Here is an 18,411-nt window from a genome sequence, read left to right on the forward strand (position 1 = left end):
GAACGCAAGCTTTATTTTCAATAAAGTTTATCAACTTGCCCATTTAATTATTCCGTCAATCTCAGAGCCCAAATATTCATCCGTAACACTCTCTCCTGTAACGTGCAGGATCACCCCTTCTTCCATGGATGACCCGCGTGATCCCTGCTTAATACAATTACGTGTTACTTCATTCTCTTCACAGGCATCTTCCTCGGCCATATGGTATAACTGAAACTGATTATAAAATCGATCCCCAGTACGATCCCCCAAATTCTGATCAGGTTAGAGAAAGCAGCAGTACGTTCCGCGTCACCTATCCACCAGATCATTGTGAGCAGAAACAGGCAGCCTATACACCAGGCCAATAGATGTCTAGACCAGCCAACTCTTTCAAGACTCGCATGTTCACTGCCGTATACCTTTCTGCTACGAGGATTTTCTCCACCTTTGAACCAATATAGGAAATATCGATCTGCCCAAGCGATCATCTGATGACCATATGCAATACTTGCTCCTATATATATCGCAGCAATACCATGAACAAGACTTGCTGTAGCTCCCCGCTGAAGATCCATTACCGTAGCAATCAATAGAAGAACATCCACAATTGGCGTTGCCATTAACAGAGCTATCCCCGTTCGTTTCATCCCGAGCAGATAACGCACACTCAGACCTGCAACGACAAATACCCAGAAGGCAATCTCACATCCAATAATAAAATAGACAATCAAATGATTCACTCCTTTTATAATACAAATGTATTAAATACAATTTAACACATTTGTATTATAATAATCAACAATGATATAATCCTTTTATGCCTAAAATAGTTGATCACGACAAACAACGTCTGCTCGTAGCCGAAGCGGCTTGGCGTGTCATCCGAAAAGATGGCATGGAACAGGCCTCCGTTCGAAATATTGCGGTAGAAGCTGGAATATCGGCCGGGTCTATGCGCCACTACTTTTCAACCCAATCGGAACTACTCCTATACGCAATGAATCTAGTATCCGAACGGGTATCGAATCGAATCACACGGATGTCCTTTGATGCTTCCCCGTTGGAGAATATGAAGCTTCTGCTGTTAGAGCTCTTGCCTAGTACGGATGAAAAAATGGCCGAAATGGAGGTGTGGTACGCTTTTACAGCCAAATCTAAGACCGAACCCGCTCTCAAAGAGCATGCCTACAAAGTCTATGATGAACTCAGACACGCGATGGCGACGGTTATCACCTACCTCATGGATCTCAATCTCTCCCGAACAGGCCTCGATAAGGAGCTGGAAATTGAACGGCTATACGCACTGGTCGACGGTTTGGGAATTCATGCGATTCTTCGTCCTGACCAGATGAACACCAAGATCATGGAGGACATCCTTACCATGCATCTTGTAACGTTATGCCGGGATGCAGAATAAGAGATTCCGTCACAAGTTTAATTCAGCTCTATCCTTCGCACAGCAGGGGCCGAGTAAATGCTTCTTATGAAACAAAAAAAAAACCGCAAGGCATTAGTTATGACTACCCTATGTATCCATAATAGGGTTAGTCTCCTAGATGCGTGACGGTTTTTTTCTTTTTATCCAATAATAATCCGACCCTCCGGATGGCGATACAGCTTCTTCTCTTTGCGCGGACGAAGGGCGTATGCGATGGTTAGCGGTCCAATACGTCCGATAAACATCGTGAAAGCAATGATCACTTTTCCCCATACCGTTAATTCATGCGTTACTCCCACGGACAGACCTACTGTCCCTATCGCCGAGGCCGCTTCAAACATGAGTGAAAGGAACGGCGCATCCTCTGTCGTAAGTAGTAGCATTACCACAACCATGAATATAATCAAGGAAACCATAATAATCGTCAATGCTCTCATCAGCAACTCTTTCGGAACACGCTGACGGAAAAATACAATATCTTTATTGCCACGAATCATGGCATACACCGCTCCAATCATGATCAGGAACGTTGTCGTCTTGATCCCACCCCCGGTTGATCCCGGAGATGCCCCAATAAACATCAACAGAATGAAGAAGAACTGGGTAGCCTGCCTCATCTGGGTAATATCAATGGTACTCGTACCCGACGAACGTGTAGAGACAGATTGGAAGAACGAGGCGTAGATCTTTTCGCTCCAACTGAGAGAAGCCAGTGTGTGCCCATTGGTGAACTCAAATACAAACAGTACAATTGCACCGATACCAATTAGCGCACCTGACACGGACAACACCAGTTTGGACTGCAACGATAAGCGACGACGCTTGCGGAACTCAAACAAATCATTCAACACCACAAAGCCGAGTCCCCCGGATACAACCAGCACGGAAGCTGTTACGTTAAACAACCAGTCCCCCGTATAATACTGAAAACTATTGCCGAACAGATCGAAACCACCATTATTAAATAATGAAACCGAGTGAAAAGCACCATAGTACACCGCCTGCCAAAAAGGCATCTCCGTTGCCCAGCGTAGTGCCAATATAACGGCAGCCACTCCTTCAATGGTAAACGAAAAGATCAGCACCTTGCGGATAATACGTACAATGCCTTCCATACTGTCAGCGTTGATAGCCTCTTTCAGCAGCAGCCTGTCCTTAAGCGAGATTCGCTTGCCCAATACTAACGCAAACAACGTTGCGATGGTCATGAAGCCAAGTCCGCCTAGCTGCATAAGCACCATAATCACGATTTGACCGAACAGGTTGAAGGTCGTCCCTACATCCACAACGACCAGCCCGGTCACGCAAGCAGCAGAGGTAGACGTAAACAGTGCATCAATAAACGCCAAATGCTCGCCGCTTTGATTGGAGATGGGCAGCATGAGCAGAATCGTACCGATCGTGATAATAAGCATGAAACCACCAACCAGGATCAATGGGGGTGATAGGAATTTAGCAATGTGAAGCCTAAACTTCATGAAGGGCACCTCTTTTAACGTAATACAAACAGGTAGGCAAGAAGATTTGTCACCATATTCATGGCAGCCATGTTGTTTCGACGAATCTGTCACTTCGATGCCTATGTAAACCTAAAGAGGAACTTGCCACCAGCATCATACTGAACGGCAGGTTCCTCTTTTATTATGAACGAGTTAAATGTTCCTTATTTAATCCTGTGTACGAGGACGCATGTGTGGGAAGAGCAGTACGTCACGAATAGACGGCGAATTAGTCAACAACATGATCAGACGGTCAATACCGATACCCAGTCCACCTGTTGGTGGCATACCATATTCGAGCGCACGGATGAAATCATCATCCATTTCGTGTGCTTCGTCGTTTCCGTGCTCTTTCTCCAGCAATTGTGCCTCAAAGCGCTGACGCTGATCAATTGGATCATTCAGCTCTGTAAAGGCATTGGCATGCTCACGTCCAACGATAAACAGCTCAAAGCGGTCCGTGAAGCGTGGATCTACATCGCTTTTCTTCGCCAGCGGAGAAATCTCAACCGGATGTCCCATGATAAAGGTTGGCTGAATCAACGTCTCTTCTACAAAATGTTCGAAGAATGCATTCAGAATATGACCAAATGTCATATGTTTTTCAACCGGAACCTTATGTTCTTTCGCCAAACGGTGAGCTTCCTCGTCCGTCATATGCACGGAGAAGTCTACGCCTACAACTTCCTTAACCGCGTCTACCATCGTTACACGGCGCCATTGTGGCGTAAGATCCACTTGATAGTCTGCGTATTGGACAACTTGCGTACCAAGTACTTCCTGTGCGATATGAGCAACCAGATTCTCAGTTAAACGCATAATATCCTGGTAATCGGCATATGCCTCATAAAGTTCAATCATCGTGAACTCAGGGTTATGACGTGTCGACATCCCTTCATTACGGTATACACGGCCGATCTCATATACCTTCTCCAGACCGCCTACAATCAGACGTTTCAAGTGAAGCTCGATCGCAATACGCATGTACAGTTCCATATCAAGCGCATTATGATGCGTAATGAATGGACGCGCAGCCGCTCCACCAGCGATGGTGTGCAGCGTCGGAGTTTCCACTTCCAGATAGCCTAAGGAATCCAGGTAACGGCGCATAGACTGAATGATTTTGGAACGAGTAACAAAGGTCTGTTGCACTTCGCGATTCATAATCAGGTCAACATAGCGCTGACGGTAACGCAGCTCTACATCCGCTAGTCCATGATATTTATCCGGAAGGGGGTAAAGTGACTTGGACAATACTTCGAGATTTTGAACCTTAACCGAAGTTTCACCTGTCTTAGTTTTGAAGATTACTCCAGAAACACCTACAATATCGCCCAGATCGAGCAGGCTGAACGCGGCGTATTTGTCTTCCGGTACAGTATCCTGACGAACATAGATCTGGATTCTGCCGCTCAGGTCCTGAATATGTGCAAAGCTCGCTTTACCCATTCCCCGCTTCGCCATAATCCGTCCGGCAATACTGACTTCGATGTGCTTCTCTTCCAGCTCTTCCTTGGTCAGTTCTTCATACTTCTTCAGAATGGAGCCGGCTTCTTCCGTACGTACGTATTTTTGGCCAAAAGGGTCGATCCCCAATTTGCGGAGCTCGTCCAATTTGTCGCGGCGAATTTGTAAAAGCTCACTTAGTTCGGTTTCGGTTTCCTGATTCAAGACTTCATCCGTCATGATCTATATTCATCTCCTTATTTACATTGCAGGCATCTTCCGAGGTATTCTGCCTCAAATGTTGAAAAAAGCTTCCCTAAGGAAGCTTTTGTCTCAGTACCCGACTGCTTCATTGCTTATATTACTTCTTGATGTCTACAATTTTATATTGAATTACGCCAGCAGGCACACTTACATCAACAACCGTACCTTTTTTCTTGCCCAGAATGGCTTTACCAACAGGGCTTTCGTTCGATATTTTGTTCTGCAGCGGATTGGACTCCGCAGAACCTACGATCGTATATTCCGTGATATCACCGAATTCCAGATCTTCTACAGTAACTGTTGCACCCACGCTTACGGCTTCGGTATCGATCTCGTCGCTGTTGATAATCCGTGCGTTCCGGAGCAATTTCTCCAAAGTAATAACGCGGCCTTCAATGAAAGCCTGTTCGTTCTTCGCGTCTTCGTATTCGGAGTTCTCACTAATATCTCCATACCCGATGGCTACCTTAATCCGTTCAGCCACTTCGCGGCGCTTCACCGATTTCAGCATTTCCAGTTCTTCTTCAAGCTTCTTAAGTCCCTCTGGTGTAAGGATAACTTCCTTATCGCTCATCTCAACCGATTCTCCTGTCATGGGAATAATTTGATTGCACGGCAACGGAACCAGTGCTGTTTACAGAGCTCCGCCCGCATACATCTTCAAAACTATATGAAGTTCTCCGGAGAAACAGAACGTTCCTCCTGATGCACTAGCCTTATGACGCACATGGCGAATTTATACTGTGAAATTATAGGGTAACGGTCTCGAAAAGTCAATGTTACGCCCCTACAGCTGTAAACGTTTTACAGCCCCAGATCAAGATGCATTTTCGGCTACTGCCGGTTCTGACTCCAGATTGCCTTCGATATGCAGCTGACCTACAAAGTTCTCCAGAATATGCACCATCTCATCACGTTTGGTTTCTTCCATAATAACGTCCTTGATGCGGGCAGATCCTTTCAGACCTTTCAGATACCAAGCCAGGTGTTTACGCATCTCGCGCACAGCAACAGCCTCACCCTTCAGTGCAATCAGACGATCCATATGCAGAATGGCAACCCGAATCTTCTCTTCCCCATTCGGGTCAGGAAGCAATTCGCCGGAACTCAAGTATTGAATGGTACGATACAGCATCCATGGGTTACCCAGAGCGGCACGACCGATCATAACTCCGTCACAACCCGTTTCATCCAGCATACGACGGGCATCTTCCGGTGAAGATACATCTCCGTTCCCGATAACCGGGATAGAGACAGCGTCTTTTACATCTTTGATATGTGACCAGTCCGCTGTACCTGTGTAGAGCTGTTCACGCGTACGGCCGTGCACACTTACCGCCTGTCCGCCAGCGCGTTCAACCGCAAGTGCATTCTCAACCACGTAGATGTGCTCGTTATCCCAGCCGATCCGCATCTTGACTGTTACCGGCTTATCTACCGCGTCCACTACAGCGGATACCATATCATAAATTTTGTTCGGATCAAGCAACCAGCGTGCACCTGCATCACAGCTCGTCACCTTTGGCACAGGGCATCCCATGTTGATGTCGATGATGTCAGCATTGGTTTCTTTGTCCACAATTTTGGCTGCTTCTACGAGGGCTTCACGATCTCCCCCCCATATTTGCAGGCTCAGCGGTTTCTCACGCTCATCTACAAACAACATCTCACGTGTCCGCTTGTTACCATGCACGATGGCTTTGCCACTCACCATCTCCGCACATACGAGGCCTGTTCCGAATTCTTTTGCAATTAGACGAAAAGCCGGATTACACACGCCAGCCATCGGCGCAAGTACGACCTGGTTTTTCATTTCAATATCACCAATTCTAAGCACGGTAGTCGTTCCACTCCTTTTTAAATCCGACTTTTGCATGAATCCTGGTCGTGTTTAGTTTCTCAAATGCTTCTTGCTGTATAAAATCAACGGATAATGACAATGTTTTCTTGTTAGTAAAAAGCGGCATTAGTTCCCCTGCAACTCCTCAATACTGATCGACAGTACTCCTGCAATGAGATTCAGCTCCCGTTCAGCAACTTTGCGGTTGCCTCGTTCAATCATACCCAGAATGGCCAGCGATATGCCCGTCTCAGCAGCAAGTTCCTGTTGTGTTAAACCTTTCAGCTTCCGGAAAGCCCGGATTCGATTGGCCAATTGCACGTTTTCCAAAGCTGTATTCCATCCTTTCCATCCAGTACAGACAACGATGATTGTACGAAGGTATACAAACCTGAATGCTCATCTTCGGTTACGATGTCAGCCAGTGGCACCAATACAAACGCCCGTTCACCCATCCGTGGATGCGGCAATTGCAGCCGTTCCGTATCACTCGTCTCTCCATCCATCCAAAGCAGATCCAAATCGACTGTACGAGGGCCCCAACGGATATCACGAACCCGTCCAAGCCGTGTTTCAATCTCCAGCAGTTCCGTGAGCAGCTGCTCCGGCAAAAGTGTAGTCTGTACCGCAGTTGCCATATTCAGAAACGCTGGCTGGTCCACATAACCTACCGGCTCCGTCTCATATAGCGCAGAACAGCGCAGGACGGATATATGAGGATGTGCATCCAGCAACGTTAACGCCTCAAGTAGCGTCTGTTCCCGGTCACCCAAATTAGCCCCTAAAGCAATATAAGCCTCTGAAGATTCAGAGGTCGAATGTGCAATCATGATCGGTTCTCACTTTCTTGTGCGGCGAAGCTCTACAGTTACGCCCCCAAAATGAATATCGAACGGCGGATGCGGCTTCGTCACCTTGACTGTCAATGCATTGATAATAGTATAAGTGTCTAGTAAAGAAGATGCAATATGTTCGCCCAAAGCTTCAATTAACTGGAATGATTTATTTTCAACGATCTGTTTCACCAGCTCATGGATTTCTGCATAATTGATGGTTTTGGTCAGATCATCGTTACGCCCAGCCTCACCCAGATCCATATCGATCTCCAGATCAATATAATAACGCGCCCCCAGCTTCCGCTCCTCGGCAAATACGCCGTGATATCCGTAATACTCCATTCGATGCATTACCATTCTATCCATAAGTTCCGCCTGCCCTCTATATATAATGACTTCATGGTTCGATGTTTGTTCCTATTGCAAAACGCTGCGCTTCTACTGGACGGGTCACAGGACCCGTCAGCATCATTTCCTCCGCAAGCCTGGAGATGCATACAGCATGGCATCACACATGTCCACCGTGCGCCGAATCGGCTTCACGTCATGAACCCGGACCATCTGGCATCCTTGGGCTATGCCAAGAGCAACCGTAGCGGCTGTACCTTCCAGCGCATCATCTGCCTGCACCTGCAAAGTATTCTGGATGAACCTTTTACGCGAGGTTGCCAGCAGAACGGGGTACCCCATCTCATTGAGCAGTCCGAGCGATGACATGAGCACGAGATTTTCGTTCAGATCTTTCACAAAGCCAATGCCCGGGTCCAAAATAATCCGATCAGGATGTACTCCAGCCTCTAACGCAATCTGTATACTCTCCTGAAGATCACTAACTACATCAACCAAATAGTCGGTATAGTCTCGTTCTTGCCGGTTGTGCATTAGGATCAAAGGGCATCCCAGTTCTGCCGCAGTATGCGCCATCTCCCGGTCAGCCTTGGCACCCCACACATCATTAATGATGTGCGCTCCAGCCTGAATGGCCTGACGAGCGACATCCGCCTTATAGGTGTCTACCGATATTGGAATATGTGGAGCCTGCTGCCGCAGTGCTTCAATGACTGGAATGATCCGTCTGAGCTCTTCATCAGCGCCAACGATCTCTGAACCCGGACGTGTGGATTCCCCGCCAATATCAATGAGATCCGCGCCGTCTTCCATCATCTGAATGGCGTGAGCCACCGCTCGCTCCACACTGGTGTAACGTCCCCCATCGGAGAAGGAGTCCGGTGTGACATTCAGAATGCCCATAATAAGTGTACGTGTGCCAAGTTTTAGCTCTGCTGGCCCCCACGCATAATTCCGTTCATATATAACTGGTGTAAGTGTCATGAAGTATACCCCGCTTTCTGCCGGTACATACCCAGAAGCGCTTCTGTAACCGGGCCTATATGTCCGCTGCTGATTACCGTTTCTGTTCCATCCTGATCCCGCAATGTAGTAACTGGAACGAGTTCAGCAACAGAGCCTGTCAAAAAGATTTCATCTGCCTGCAGCAGTTCCTCCCAAGGGAACAAACCTTCCTGGCAAAGCATTCCTTGCTGAGCTGCAAGCTCCAGTACAACGGCTCTGGTGATTCCCGGCAAAATCCCAGTCGCAAGTGCTGACGTGTATAGTACGCCCTGTCTCACCCAGAACACATTGCTGACAATCCCCTCAGCTACATACCCATCTCGGGTTAATTGCAGCCCTTCCGCACTTTGCACATACTGTCCGTATCCGTTCAGTTCACGTTTCGCCAGAATACTGTTCATGTAATGCAGCGATTTGAACCGCACTTCTCCTTCAGGCGTGTTACGGGGCGTCGACAGACGTTGAAGAATTTTTCCGTTTTTGTATAGAGATGGAGAGGGTTCGGGTAGTGCTTTTGCCAATACGATATAATTGGGTTTCACATAATCCCCCGAAGGCAGCCCGAGCGGGGCTTCACCCGCAGATACCGTATAGCGGACATAGGCATCCTGGAGTTCGTTAGCAAGCAACAGTTGTCTAATCCAGTCCGTTACCTCCGCTGCTGTTGCTGTGAAAGGAATGCCCAATTCACGGCACCCTGAAGCCATACGTTCCAAATGACGTTCCAGTAGAAAGGGAACTCCTTGATACGTTCGAAACGTCTCGAACAATCCGAGTCCGTACAAAAAGCCGTGATCCGTCACCGGAACCACGGCTGCCGCCATATTGACCAATTCTCCGTTTATCGCGGCATATTTCATCTCTATACCTTTACCTGCTGAGACAGGAAGTTACGCAGCATTTGATGACCGTGATCCGTAATGATGGATTCAGGATGGAACTGAACACCTTCAATCGCATATTCCTTGTGACGCAAGCCCATAATCTCGCCCTCCGCCGTCTCGGCCGTAACTTCCAGACAATCTGGCAGACTGCTGCGCTCAACGATTAGAGAGTGATATCGCGTTGCCGTGAAAGGTGATGGTAATCCGCTAAATACGGATGTTCCGTTATGATGCATTTCGGATGTTTTGCCATGCATCATGCGTTCCGCACGAATAACATGGCCCCCGAATGCCTGTCCAATCGCCTGATGTCCCAGACAAACGCCAAATATCGGAATACTGCCCTTGAAATGATCAATGACCGCTAGACTGATGCCTGCCTCATTTGGCGTACAAGGACCGGGTGAGATCAAAATATGATCAGGTGCCAATGCCTCGATGCCTGCCAGATCAATTTCATCATTGCGGTGAACTTCCACCGTCTCCCCCAGTTCACCCAGATATTGAACCAGGTTGTATGTGAAGGAATCATAATTGTCGATGACCAGTATCATATCCTTGTTCCTCCTATTCTTCCTATTCTTCCTCTTCTTCCGTCCACACAGGGGACGGTTGCTTGATTATTTTAATTTAACAGCTTCAGCTTCCTCACTGTAATTCACAGCCCTCATCATGGCCCTTGCCTTGTTGCGGCACTCCCTGTATTCCCGATAGGGATCGGAATCAATAACAATGCCTGCTCCTGCCTGTACATATCCCACTCCATCTTTAATGGAAAGTGTACGAATGACGATGTTCAGCTCCATGTTACCACTGTAATCCATCCACCCAATCGAACCTGTATACGGTCCACGACGCACAGGCTCCAGTTCTTCAATGATTTCCATTGTTCGAACTTTGGGTGCACCCGTAATCGTTCCACCTGGGAACGTCGCTGCGATCACATCAAATACGGATAGCCCGTCTGCCAGCGTTCCCTCGACTTGAGAAACCAGATGCATGACATGCGAATACTTCTCGATCGTCATCAGTTCAGGCACATGGACTGATCCATAAGCTGCAATTCGCCCGATATCATTCCGCTCCAGATCGACCAGCATAATATGTTCTGCCCGCTCCTTCTCACTGTTCAGCAACTCAGCCGCCATCAACTCATCCTCAGCTTCATCACGGCCTCTTCTCCGTGTGCCTGCGATCGGACGAGCACTCACCTTGCCATGATCTACTTTGACAAGCAACTCAGGCGAACCGCTCACCAGTTGGAAATCCGGACTGCGCAGCATTCCCATGTAGGGAGATGGGTTCACAAGTCGAAGCCACTCATAGATATGTTCGGGACTGGACTTCAGACGCTTCTCCTGCCGCAGGGACAAGTTCACCTGAAACACATCCCCTTGCCGGATATATTCCTGCACGGTGCGTACTGCCTGCTCGAAATCTTCTTGGGGAAAAGAGGTATGCCATCCTTCGGTTTCCCGCTCCGAATCTGCTGTCTGTGGAGTACGATGGATCTGACTGTTGCGATGCTCCAGTGCCTGCTGTTGATCTTCTGCCTGTGCAAATCCTAGAATATGCAGCCAGCGTTGCTGCATGGCAGCTGCTCGCTCCTCTGCTTCCGTGTAAAGTCTGCGCAGATCGGCCTCCACCTGATTTGGCTGCACAGGCATGTGCACCATACAGAACAAGGCCTGTTGCTCATGATCATACGCCCACACTTCTTCAAAACGCATCCACCAATAATCCGGCAGAGCCGGGTTATCTTCAGCCAGTGTCGGTAGCTTCTCCAGCGATCTGGCTACGTCATAGCTGAGATAGCCTGCGCATCCGCCGCCAAAATCCGGAGCATTAATCACCTTTGGTGCACGGTATGGTGCAGCCCACCTTTTTAATACTTCGAGAGGTTTACCGTTGTCTGTCGACGTCGATCCCTCTTTCAGGTCGTGAATAACAGCTTCATTTCCTTTGCCGGAAATAACGGATACAGGGTGTAATCCGAGGAAGGTGTACCTCCCCCCCTTACCGTTCTCCAGCACGATTGCATAAGGAGATGCCTGCTGCCAGGCCGCTTCCCACGTTAACGGTAAACCGCCATGATACGGTCCCTTATCCGACTTGATCATATATGGCATCATGGTCCAACCTTTTCCGGCCCACTCTGTCCAGTCGGCGTATGTTGTCATCAGGTGTGTCATTGCGGTTTGCCGCCCTCCATCTGTCGCTAGTTCTATTGTCTGATAGTATACTAAAGCACCGCTGCTTTTAAAAGCATTCAGCAAAAAATCCTCCACACCCGGCACGCGGGCAAGGAGGATTTGTTTCATCCCTTGTTAACCTTAAGATTCAAAGTTGTAAAGTGGTGTGCTCAGGTAACGTTCGCCGTTACTTGGTACGATAACCACAACACGTTTGCCTGCACCCAGCTGTTTAGCCACTTGCAGACCTGCACGAATGGCTGCACCAGAAGAAATACCGGACAGGATGCCCTCTTCCTTCGCTACCTGACGAGCAGTCTCGAATGCATCATCATTTTCGATGTGAATGATTTCGTCATAGATTTCCTGATCCAGAATCTCAGGGATAAAGTTGGCACCGATCCCCTGGATTTTGTGAGGACCTGGTTTACCGCCTGCCAAGATTGGCGAAGCTGCTGGTTCAACGGCAACAATTTTAATCCCAGGGAAGGCTTCTTTCAACACTTCACCTGTACCTGTAATCGTTCCGCCTGTACCGATTCCTGCAACGAAAGCATCCAACGTACCGCCTACAGATTGAATTGCTTCAACAATCTCAGGGCCAGTCGTTTCACGGTGGATCTTCACGTTGGCTTTATTTTTAAATTGCTCAGCCATGAAATAAGATGGATTTTCCTTAAGCAATTCCTCAGCTTTTTTAACTGCACCATTCATACCTTCGGCTCCCGGCGTGAGCACAAGCTCAGCTCCGTAGGCGCGAAGCAGGTTACGACGCTCCATGCTCATCGTTTCCGGCATAACAATAACAGACTTGTAGCCTTTGGCTGCAGCCACCATAGCCAGTCCGATTCCTGTGTTACCACTTGTTGCTTCGATGATGGTATCACCCGGTTTCAGCTTGCCTTCTTTTTCCGCTTCTTCCACGATGCTAATCGCGATACGGTCTTTAACGCTTGAACCTGGATTCTGGTATTCCAGTTTCACGAATACTTCAGCACTGCCTTCAGGTACGATACGGTTCAGACGAACAAGCGGAGTACCTCCGATAAGTTCTGTTACGTTATTAACTACTTTAGCCATATGAATGCCCTCCTTAGTGGGATGAATACTACTTAAGTCCTGTTGCCATATACATGTGCGGCCGAAGCAGCCTCTAGATGTTATAAAAGAACTACGGAAATCCGTTATTGAGTCCATTCCGTCTGCAACAAACCGGACAGAGTCTGGGTTTCCGAAGATTTCTTTGTTCATATAAATGGTTTTATTCCGAGTAAATGAGTAGGTTTTTGATTATTTTTATCTTATCAACGTTATACCCTATTGTCAATATGAGTACTCAAAAAAATACTCCGCCCTGGGCCCTAAGGCCGTAGACAGAGTATTTTTATCAAGATGCAGCAGGACATTCGTTTGCAGGATATCAGGATGCCGGAATTTCAGCGATGATGACAGCCTCATACTCTTTGCGCAGCCTTTCCTCCACCTGGGGCAGGGGATCAGCCTGGCTGAGGGCCAGCTGCATCCGAATCTCTTCGCGAACCTCTTCTGCGGGTTGCACCTGACGCTCTTGATTGTCGTTCATTTTAATGATCGCGTAGCCCTCTTCCACCTTCACTGGCCCTGCAATATCGCCAACGTCCAATTGAGCTGCAAGTTTGAGGATTGCTTCGGACTGAAACGGATCGTTCTGCTCAATCCAGCCCAGGCGACCGCCTGCATCGCGAGAGTAGCTGTCCGTCGATTCATTACGTGCGGTTTCTTCAAAGTCTGCTCCCTTGTCCAGCGCATCCAGTACCGATTCTGCTTGCTCCTCTTCCTTCAGCATAATGATGGACAGATCGTATTTCTCAGGGGAAACATAGTCTTCATGGTGTTCGTTCCAGTAATGTTCAATATCTGCATCCTTGATCTGGATGCCGCTTGTGGCAATTTTCTCAAGCAAAAGCCTGTACCCCGCCTCCAACTCAAGGTCCTGCCTGGATAAACCGAGCTGGGACTGCATTTCGTTAAAATAAGCCTTCTCCGAGTCATATCCATCCATGGCCGCGGCAATTTCCTTCGCAATTTCCTTGGGAGTCACCGTCAGATTACGGTCCACCGCTTCTGCATAAACAGCTTTGCGGTTAAGCATCTGAAGCAGCAATTCACTGCCATAGCGCCGTTTCAAGGCCTCAGTCCATTCCTTGTCAGTGATGACCTCGCCATTAATCGTTGCTACGGCACTTCCATCTTCCTGATTGGCGTCCTGAGACGAATCTGCTCCATCACGTCCAGTCCGTAAGCCTTGTACAATCATAACCGAACCCATCACCAGCATTCCAAGCGTCAAGACAATTACAGCCGTCCATAGCCCTTTTTCCTGTCTTGTCATTCCGCGTCCCGTCCCCGCATAAAATCAGTTCTTGGCTTGCTCTAGGATGGTCTCAAGTTGTTCCTTGTTGAAATCGTAAGCCTCGTTACAGAATTGGCAGACCACTTCAGCCTGGCCTTCTTCCTCAATCAATTGCTCCATCTCAGATTGACCCAGACTGATCAACGTTTTCTCTACCCGCTCACGTGAACACTCACAGTGGAAATGAATATCCATTTCGTCCATGATCTGTACATCAGGCAGTACGCGGCGAAGTAACTCTTCCAGTCCATGACCCTCATCCAGCAGAGACGTTACCTGCGGCATCGTACCGATGGCCTTTTCAATCACGGTAATCTCATCATCCGTCAAACCTGGCAGCAACTGTACAATGAATCCACCGGCTACAATCACCGAATTGTCGGTATCCACCAGTACACCAACACCTACGGCAGAGGGCGTCTGCTCCGATTTGGCAAAATAGTACGTAAAGTCTTCGCCAAGTTCTCCCGAGATAATCGGTACACTGCCGCGATAAGGCTCTTTTAGCCCCAGATCCTTGGTTACGTTCACGAATCCTTCTGTTCCGACCGCGCCAGCAACGTCCAGTTTGCCCATACTGTTGCTTGGCAGATGTACATGCGGATTGCTTACATAGCCACGTACTTCCCCCTTCGCATTAGCATCGGCAACAACCTGTCCGATGGGACCGTCGCCTTTGACCTGAATAGTCAGCTTCTCTTCTCCCTTAAGCATAGCACCCATAATGGATGCTGCTGTAACCGTACGCCCCATAGCTGCTGTAGCCGTGGGAAACGTATCATGTCTTCTGCGCAGTTCCTCAACCAGTTCCGTCGTCTGGACAGCAAAGGCTCTAACTCGTCCGTTCATTGCTGTACCGCGAATTAACCGGTCTTGTTTGTTGTTGTTTTCCAAGTCATTCAGCCTCCTTTGGCGTAATCGCCAGTTATAGAAAAAACGGCATAACATATAAGACTGTAATCTCAGCCCGCTGTTTGCCGTCTCTGTTCTTACCTTTCCCGGTTCCGCTCATAAACGATACGCAGCCCTTCAAGCGTAAGCAGCGGATCCACTTCATCGATGCTGCGTGTTTCTTCTGCAATCAGCTTGGCAAGGCCTCCGGTTGCAATAACTCTGGGTTTGGCTCCCATTTCCTCACGAATACGCTCCACAATGCCGTCCACCTGTCCTGCATAACCATAAATAATTCCGGCCTGCATCGCATGAATAGTGTTGCGACCAATGACTTTCTTGGGCTTCTCCAATTCAATACGAGGTAGCTTGGACGCCCGTTCATAGAGGGCTTCGGTTGCAATATGGATGCCGGGTACGATAGCACCGCCCAGATAATTTCCTTTCTCGTCAATACAGTCAAATGTGGTCGCTGTACCGAAATCGACCACAACGAGAGGGCCGCCATACTTCTCAACGGCGGCTACTGCATTAACAATGCGATCCGCGCCAACTTCACGCGGATTCTCATACCGCAGGTTCAGGCCGGTTCGAATACCTGGCCCAACGAGTAGCGGTTTTTTGCCTACGTATTTCTCACACATGGCTTCAATCACATTCACCAGTGGCGGAACCACGGATGAGATGATCACACCTTCAATGTCGCGTGTTGAAATACCTGACATATGAAATAAATTATAAATCAATACGCCATATTCATCCACTGTCGACTGACGGGATGTGCTCAGGCGAAAATGGTGGAGCAACTCCCGGCCTTGATACACGCCGAGTACGATATTGCTGTTGCCCACGTCTACTACAAGAATCAAAGAGGTTCACCCCTCTTTCTTTTCGTTTAAATCCAGGCTGATGTCCAGACTCTCAAAAGAGTAGGTTAACCTGCCAACTGAAATTACATCCACTCCGCTCTCTGCAATACCACGAATGGTATTTAGCGAGACGTTGCCCGATGCTTCAACCTTCACATGCGGAGCCTGCTCACGAATAAGAGTAACAGCCTCACGCATCCGATCCGGGTGCATGTTATCCAGCATAATGATATCTGCCCCAGCCTGCAAGGCTTCCCTGACCTGCTCCAGGTTTTCGGTCTCGACTTCAATGGTCATCGTATGTGGAATGACAGCCCGCGCACGCTGTACCGCTTCAGTGATCCCGCCTGCACCCTTAATGTGGTTATCCTTAATCATGACGGCATCATAGAGGCCGAATCGGTGATTTGCTCCGCCACCAACCCGCACTGCATATTTTTCAAGCAAGCGATGTCCCGGTGTTGTTTTACGAGTATCGACCAGTCGTGTAGAAAGGCCTTCCAACGCATCAACATAAGTACGTGTACGGGTAGCGATACCCGACATGCGCTGCAGCAGGTTAAGAGCGAGTCGCTCTCCTGTCAGCAGGCTATGGGTGCTGCCTTCTACCTCAGCCAAAATCGTACCATGCGTAACTGTATCACCGTCTTTTACCATCGGTGTGAACACAAGGCTAGGATCCACTACCTGAAATACAAGTTCTGCTACCATAATTCCTGCAATGATCCCATTGTCTTTGGCATGTATAACGGCCTTGGACTGACTGCCAGCGGGAATTGTCACATTTGTTGTGACATCCCCTGCACCGACATCCTCACGAAGCCAGTTTTTGATTGATTCGATGAGTCCTTCATTATATCCGTTCAGTATCATGACATCAATTCCTCCACAATCGCTTGTTCTCGCTGCTGCAGACTATGCTTCTGCCATATTGCATCGTCACGCTGCGGGAAATCCTCACGGTAGTGGGCTCCCCGACTTTCCTCACGGTGTAATGCTCCAGTGGTAACCAACCAAGCACAGGTCAACAGGTTGGCATATTCCATCTCTTCTTTGTGAGTAAACTTCTGATCAAAAAATTGCAGTTCCTGTTGCAATTTCTCCATTGCGCCTTGCAGGTTTGCGCCATTCCGGCGCAGCCCCACTTGACGCACCATCATTTTTTGCAGACGCAAGCGTCTTTCGGACACCGGTTTCTGCTCTTCCTTTATGATACTGCGTGTGCTTATTGATGTGGGAACCCTTGTCTGCAGTGAAGCAAGCGGAGGAAGGGATTGAATACGATCAACGATTCTCCGTCCAAATACGATCGCTTCAGACAGAGAATTGCTCGCCAGGCGATTAGCTCCATGAACTCCTGTAGAAGATACTTCCCCGCAGGCAAATAACCGGCCGATGCTACTCTCTCCGCTAAGATCCGTCTTCACTCCGCCCATCATGTAATGTGCAGCAGGAGCGACCGGAATCCAGTCTGTGGTCATATCCAATCCGTATCGCATACAGGTCTCATAGATGGTAGGAAATCGATGCTTAATCATCTCCGCCGGCTCATGGGTGATATCCAAGTATACAAAGGTGCTGTTGGTCGATTCCATCTCACTGACAATTGCGCGGGCAACGATATCACGTGGTGCCAGTTCAAGCTGCGCATGATACCGTTCCATGAAGCGCTCGCCTTTCACATTGCGCAAATAGGCTCCTTCGCCACGTACAGCCTCGGACACCAGAAAACGTGGCGCCCCCGGATAACAAAGGGAGGTCGGGTGGAACTGGATAAACTCCATGTCCCGGACAACCGCTCCAGCACGATAGGCCATAGCCACACCATCTGCTGTAGCCACTTCCGGGTTGGTCGTGTATCGATACAACTGTCCCGCCCCGCCAGAACATAGTACGGTTGCCTCAGCCTTCACAAATACTTGCGAACCGTCAGCCTTCTGAATCAGCGCACCTACACATTCTCCCTGCTCTGTAATCAGGTCAATGACAAAATGCTCATCCCAAACTTCAATCCCGGGATGTTCATTCGCCTGTGCAGCCAGCGCACGCACAATCTCATATCCTGTTGCATCCCCATTGGCATGCAAAATACGGCGGTGGCTGTGCGCACCCTCCTGCGTCAATGCCAACTCGCCGTTCTCCAGATCAAACAAAGTACCCAGTCGAATCAGTTCCTTCACTCCGTCCGGGCCCTCGTTCACCAATGCTTCTACTGCTTCGGAGCGGCATAATCCCGCTCCTGCAACAAGTGTGTCCTGCAAGTGGTAGGCAGGTGAATCATCCTCAGCAATAACCGCAGCAATTCCGCCCTGCGCATACCGGGTGTTACTTTCCAGTAACGACTTCTTCGTGATCATCAACACACTGCGTTGTTCACTAGCCTTGATAGCTGTAAACAAACCAGCAATGCCCGAACCAATAACCAGCACATCCGTCTCCACCATCGGCAGCGCGGACAGATCAAAATCCACTAAATATTGCGGTATCATGTTATTTCACCTGTCTTGGAGCAAGAGTAGCGCATG

The 18,411-nt window shown here is 48.7% G+C and carries 19 protein-coding genes; 1 reads left to right on the plus strand and 18 read right to left on the minus strand.

Annotated features, from left to right (window positions below):
* Nucleotides 1–164 precede the first annotated feature (164 nt).
* On the minus strand, nucleotides 165–722 hold the full coding sequence (locus AMS66_RS00020; RefSeq protein WP_330219271.1) for a hypothetical protein: 558 nt from the start codon (nucleotides 720–722) through the stop codon (nucleotides 165–167).
* A 77-nt stretch (nucleotides 723–799) separates the two neighbouring features.
* Here AMS66_RS00020 and AMS66_RS00025 point away from each other — a divergent pair, with 77 nt between their 5' ends.
* A complete protein-coding gene (locus AMS66_RS00025; protein ID WP_053778898.1) occupies nucleotides 800–1,399 on the plus strand; it encodes a TetR/AcrR family transcriptional regulator in 600 nt (199 codons plus the stop codon).
* 161 nt (nucleotides 1,400–1,560) lie between these two features.
* On the opposite strand, the gene AMS66_RS00030 is transcribed toward AMS66_RS00025, so the two are convergent.
* The 17 genes from AMS66_RS00030 to nadB form a co-directional block, all read right to left on the minus strand.
* Complete coding sequence (locus AMS66_RS00030) at nucleotides 1,561–2,898, minus strand: TrkH family potassium uptake protein (RefSeq protein ID WP_053778899.1); 1,338 nt, start codon at nucleotides 2,896–2,898, stop codon at nucleotides 1,561–1,563.
* Between the two features lie 189 nt (nucleotides 2,899–3,087).
* Nucleotides 3,088–4,605 (minus strand): lysine--tRNA ligase, encoded by a 1,518-nt coding sequence (lysS, locus tag AMS66_RS00035; RefSeq protein WP_053778900.1) that lies wholly within the window; start codon nucleotides 4,603–4,605, stop codon nucleotides 3,088–3,090.
* A 121-nt stretch (nucleotides 4,606–4,726) separates the two neighbouring features.
* Nucleotides 4,727–5,203 (minus strand): transcription elongation factor GreA, encoded by a 477-nt coding sequence (gene greA / locus AMS66_RS00040; RefSeq protein WP_053778901.1) that lies wholly within the window; start codon nucleotides 5,201–5,203, stop codon nucleotides 4,727–4,729.
* A 243-nt stretch (nucleotides 5,204–5,446) separates the two neighbouring features.
* Nucleotides 5,447–6,466, minus strand: a complete 1,020-nt coding sequence (gene dusB, locus AMS66_RS00045; RefSeq protein ID WP_053778902.1) for a tRNA dihydrouridine synthase DusB — start codon at nucleotides 6,464–6,466, stop codon at nucleotides 5,447–5,449.
* A gap of 129 nt (nucleotides 6,467–6,595) precedes the next feature.
* Nucleotides 6,596–6,799 carry a helix-turn-helix domain-containing protein gene (locus tag AMS66_RS00050; RefSeq protein WP_053778903.1) on the minus strand — a complete coding sequence of 68 codons (204 nt, stop codon included), beginning with the start codon at nucleotides 6,797–6,799 and terminating at the stop codon, nucleotides 6,596–6,598.
* Entirely contained in the window at nucleotides 6,751–7,299 is a 549-nt protein-coding gene (gene folK / locus AMS66_RS00055; RefSeq protein WP_053778904.1) for a 2-amino-4-hydroxy-6-hydroxymethyldihydropteridine diphosphokinase, read from the minus strand. Before folK ends, AMS66_RS00050 begins: the two co-directional genes overlap by 49 nt.
* Before the next feature lie 9 nt (nucleotides 7,300–7,308).
* A complete protein-coding gene (folB, locus tag AMS66_RS00060; protein ID WP_053778905.1) occupies nucleotides 7,309–7,671 on the minus strand; it encodes a dihydroneopterin aldolase in 363 nt (120 codons plus the stop codon).
* Between the two features lie 102 nt (nucleotides 7,672–7,773).
* On the minus strand, nucleotides 7,774–8,637 hold the full coding sequence (gene folP / locus AMS66_RS00065) for a dihydropteroate synthase (RefSeq protein WP_053778906.1): 864 nt from the start codon (nucleotides 8,635–8,637) through the stop codon (nucleotides 7,774–7,776).
* A complete protein-coding gene (locus AMS66_RS00070; protein WP_053778907.1) occupies nucleotides 8,634–9,518 on the minus strand; it encodes an aminotransferase class IV in 885 nt (294 codons plus the stop codon). The genes folP and AMS66_RS00070 overlap by 4 nt, the downstream gene beginning before the upstream one ends.
* Nucleotides 9,519–9,520: 2 nt before the next feature.
* Nucleotides 9,521–10,096, minus strand: a complete 576-nt coding sequence (gene pabA / locus AMS66_RS00075; protein WP_053778908.1) for an aminodeoxychorismate/anthranilate synthase component II — start codon at nucleotides 10,094–10,096, stop codon at nucleotides 9,521–9,523.
* Between the two features lie 66 nt (nucleotides 10,097–10,162).
* Nucleotides 10,163–11,734, minus strand: a complete 1,572-nt coding sequence (locus AMS66_RS00080) for an anthranilate synthase component I family protein (protein WP_053778947.1) — start codon at nucleotides 11,732–11,734, stop codon at nucleotides 10,163–10,165.
* 141 nt (nucleotides 11,735–11,875) lie between these two features.
* Complete coding sequence (gene cysK, locus AMS66_RS00085) at nucleotides 11,876–12,814, minus strand: cysteine synthase A (RefSeq protein ID WP_053778909.1); 939 nt, start codon at nucleotides 12,812–12,814, stop codon at nucleotides 11,876–11,878.
* Nucleotides 12,815–13,154: 340 nt separating this feature from the next.
* The gene (locus AMS66_RS00090; protein ID WP_053778910.1) at nucleotides 13,155–14,105 is read right to left on the minus strand and encodes a peptidyl-prolyl cis-trans isomerase; all 951 of its coding nucleotides are present in this window, start codon (nucleotides 14,103–14,105) and stop codon (nucleotides 13,155–13,157) included.
* A 24-nt stretch (nucleotides 14,106–14,129) separates the two neighbouring features.
* Nucleotides 14,130–15,020: an Hsp33 family molecular chaperone HslO gene (hslO, locus tag AMS66_RS00095; protein ID WP_269084516.1), complete on the minus strand. Its 891-nt coding sequence runs from the start codon at nucleotides 15,018–15,020 to the stop codon at nucleotides 14,130–14,132.
* A gap of 95 nt (nucleotides 15,021–15,115) precedes the next feature.
* The gene (locus AMS66_RS00100) at nucleotides 15,116–15,886 is read right to left on the minus strand and encodes a type III pantothenate kinase (RefSeq protein ID WP_024633734.1); all 771 of its coding nucleotides are present in this window, start codon (nucleotides 15,884–15,886) and stop codon (nucleotides 15,116–15,118) included.
* Nucleotides 15,887–15,892: 6 nt separating this feature from the next.
* Nucleotides 15,893–16,759 (minus strand): carboxylating nicotinate-nucleotide diphosphorylase, encoded by an 867-nt coding sequence (gene nadC, locus AMS66_RS00105; RefSeq protein ID WP_053778911.1) that lies wholly within the window; start codon nucleotides 16,757–16,759, stop codon nucleotides 15,893–15,895.
* Complete coding sequence (gene nadB / locus AMS66_RS00110; RefSeq protein WP_053778912.1) at nucleotides 16,756–18,375, minus strand: L-aspartate oxidase; 1,620 nt, start codon at nucleotides 18,373–18,375, stop codon at nucleotides 16,756–16,758. Before nadB ends, nadC begins: the two co-directional genes overlap by 4 nt.
* Between the last annotated feature and the right edge of the window lie 36 nt (nucleotides 18,376–18,411).

The organism is Paenibacillus xylanivorans (assembly GCF_001280595.1).
GTDB lineage: Bacteria > Bacillota > Bacilli > Paenibacillales > Paenibacillaceae > Paenibacillus > Paenibacillus xylanivorans.